Here is a 3466-nt window from a genome sequence, read left to right as displayed (position 1 = left end):
GGTATACCCCCGTGTGCCCCTTTCATATATGAAAGGGCTAATAAAGGTGGAAATCTCATTAGCCCTATGGTCTAATTTTAATTTCCACCTTTAGTCCTTCATTAAATACAAATGATTCTTTTGAACTTAATTTTAAAAAACAAACTTCTGTTGCAAGAATTAGAATTTTACAAAAAAATCATAATAGGTTTAATAAGATTAAACTATTTAAAAAGACTGATTCAAATTCACAATATGAAGAAATTAAAGAATATGATTTAAAAGGTTCAGAAGTATTTTTAGATATCCCTCAAGAAAAAAGTGATATGACTAATTTAAAAATTCAAGTTCTTGACCATAACCCAAGTAAATGATGAACTATTTCAAGTATTGATATTATCGAAAGAGAAAAACCAAGTGAAAAATATTTATATTGAAATCCTAAAAAATCAAATTCAGATCTTATAACAGATTTTAATGGTTATTCTCAATTTATTTTATATAAAAAAGATAATAAGGATACTTCTCATCAATATCCACTAGAAAGTAATGAATCATTTGGTATTGACTTTAACAAACCATTTAATGTAAATAATATAAATTTAGATTATACAGAAGCAGATGGAATAGAATTACAAGCATCTATTGATGGTGTAAATTGAGATAAACTAGAGAAAAATCAACAATCAATTAATAAACCATACAGATTTGTTCGTTTAATTAACAAAAATAACACTCAAACAAATGTTTCATTTAAAAACCTTATTGTTAATGTAAGTTTACCTTCAAAATTTGGAAAAATTATTGAATCAACAATAGGAGTTAAATCTGGTAAAGGTGATAATAGAACAGAAGGTCTTGAATTTGATAATAAAATGGATACAAAAGCAATTTTTGGTAGTGAACCAAAAGCAAATGAATACATTTTATATGACTTAGGTAAAGAAGTTTCATTAAATTCTTTAAGAATTTATACAAATGACACAGTTCATTATCCAAGATATTTAGAAGTTCTTGTTTCAACTGATAATAAAACTAATGATTCACAATGAACAAAAGTATTAACTATTGGTAATATAACTCCTGACACACAAAATAATGATACATTCTTAAAAACCAATCTCGGACAATCAGATCCAAAATATCCTGAATTAAAATATTTTGGTAAAGATGATATACAAAATCTTAAAGCAAGATATATTAAACTATTAATCAAAGCTAATTATCCAAATGAAAGATTTTTACATATTAATGAAATTGTTTTAAATAATGGGGAATATATTGCAAGAGATAACGATCCTAGATTTTCAGGTGAGAACTATTCAGAAGGTGATGCATCACATACACCAGGTCAAGCTGTTGATAAAAACTCTGATACATATTACCAACCAGCACAATCAAATGGTACTTTAAAATACTATCTTGATAAAGATGAAATGGATGGTAAAGATGTTAAATTCGTTATTAAAGATGGTGATGATTCAAATGCACAAGTTACAGCATTGGTATTAAATGAAAATACTAATCAAATTGAAAAAGTATCATTAGGTACTTTATCAAATGGTGTTACATCATTTAGAACACCAAGTGAAACAGGTAAAAAAGTAGTTGGTTTTGAAATTGCTTGAAAAGATAAAAAACCTTCTATTGCTGAAATTATCCCTTATACAAAAACACAAACTACTGACACAAATAAAGATGCTTTACAAGCATTAGTTAATCAAAATGTTGATACATCAAACTGAACACAAAGCGCTAAAGATGAATATACAAAAGCATTAGAAAATGCTAGACAAGTTTTAGCATTGCCTAATGTGACACAAGAAACCGTTGATGCTGTAAAGAATTCATTACAAAATATTATTAATGATAACAATAATGTTAAAGTTAATACATCAGAATTAAATGATATTGTGAACAATGCTCTTTCAAATGAGAAAAATATGTACACAGAGCAATCATTTAGACCATATCAAAAAGTTTTAGACGATATTAAAGAAGCATTAAAGGATGATTCTAATATAAGTCAAGCACAATTTAATGAATTAAAAGCAAATTATGAAAAAGCAAAACAAGCATTAAAAGAATCACAATTAAATAGACAATTAGCAGAATTAAGTGTTAAAAACTTTGAATAATTAAATGCATATGAATATGAAGATGATAGTTATAATGCATTAAAAGCAAAAGCAGATGAAATTAAAGCCGCTTTAGCTAATACTTCAACAACTTCAGAACAATTATTTGACTTAACAAAAGACTATAACGATTTAGAAAAACAACTTATTAGATCATCAATTGGTTCAAAATTACAAGAATACAACGATTATAAAGATAATGTTGCTACTTCTCTTGCAGATAAATTAGAAGTTGAATTCCCAGGATTAAGTAAACAACTTAAAGATAAAATCACTGAATTTAATGCTATAGCACAAAATGCAGATTCAACACTTGAACAAATTCAAAAAGCAAAAGAAGACTTAATGAAAGCAGTTAAAGATGTTCAAGATAAAAAAGAAGAAAGTATTACAGGATTTAGACAATTATTAGACAATAATATTCAAAATACAAATGGTATTTATACACCAGAAACTTACAAAGAATATAAAGATATTTATGAAACTATTAAAAATAAATTAAAAAATCCTGAAAAAGTTACAAAAGCAGAAATAACTGAATTAACTAAAAAATTAAAAGATGCTGAATCTAAATTAGTAGTTAAAACAGATAAAGTTACAGATGCTAAAGCAGAAGCAACAAAACTTTTAGAAAAACTTACAGAAAAAGGTGATTTTGCAAACAGAATCCAGTCAGCTAATGATTCAACAACAATATCTGCTGTTCTTAAAGATATTAACGCAAAACTAAAAGAACAAGAAAACGCAAAATACAAAGAAAAACTAGATGCCACTAAAAAAGAATTAGAAGGATTAAAAAATAATGTTTTAGCAGATCAATTCAGAGATGAAATTTCTTATGCAAATTCAGAAAAATTAGATATTCTTAAAGAAGAAATCAAAAAAGCAAAAGAAAAAGAAGCATCTGATGAACAAGAATTAAATAGAGAACGCGGAAAAGTTCTTGAATTAATTAACAATGTACAAAATCAAGATGAAAAAACCAAATTACAAGAATTAGCAAATACCGCAAGCAATATGGATGAGTTATCAAGGGTTAAATCACGTGTTGAAATGACTATTGATAATGAAAACAAAGAAAAAGAACTTGCGGCAAAACGTGCTGAAATTATCGCAAAAATTGATAGTCTTACCGATGAAAATGAAAAAGCAAAATTAAAAGAATTGGCAAATAATGCACAAAGCATTGAAGAATTAAATAATTTACAAACAATGACAGAAAACGCCTTAAATAAACAAAATAATCCAGATAATACAAATAGTACAGATTCTTCAAAGGGAAGCGTAGATTATTTTGTGTAAATTCTCTTAATAGCAAATATTTAATTTAAAATATTTATATTAGGAGA

Annotated in this window: 2 protein-coding genes; both read left to right on the top strand. The window is 26.2% G+C overall.

The window, feature by feature from the left end:
• Nucleotides 1-305: 305 nt before the first annotated feature.
• The gene (locus BU00_RS0103350) at nucleotides 306-2117 is read left to right on the top strand and encodes a discoidin domain-containing protein (protein ID WP_027121473.1); all 1812 of its coding nucleotides are present in this window, start codon (nucleotides 306-308) and stop codon (nucleotides 2115-2117) included.
• Nucleotides 2118-2462: 345 nt separating this feature from the next.
• Complete coding sequence (locus tag BU00_RS0103345) at nucleotides 2463-3419, top strand: coiled-coil domain-containing protein (RefSeq protein ID WP_027121472.1); 957 nt, start codon at nucleotides 2463-2465, stop codon at nucleotides 3417-3419.
• The last annotated feature ends 47 nt before the right edge of the window (nucleotides 3420-3466 follow it).

This window comes from Mycoplasma leonicaptivi ATCC 49890 (assembly GCF_000622205.1).
GTDB lineage: Bacteria > Bacillota_I > Bacilli_A > Mycoplasmatales > Metamycoplasmataceae > Mycoplasmopsis > Mycoplasmopsis leonicaptivi.
The sequence above is the reverse complement of the archived record's forward strand: the minus strand, read 5'-3'. Positions and strand labels throughout refer to the sequence as shown.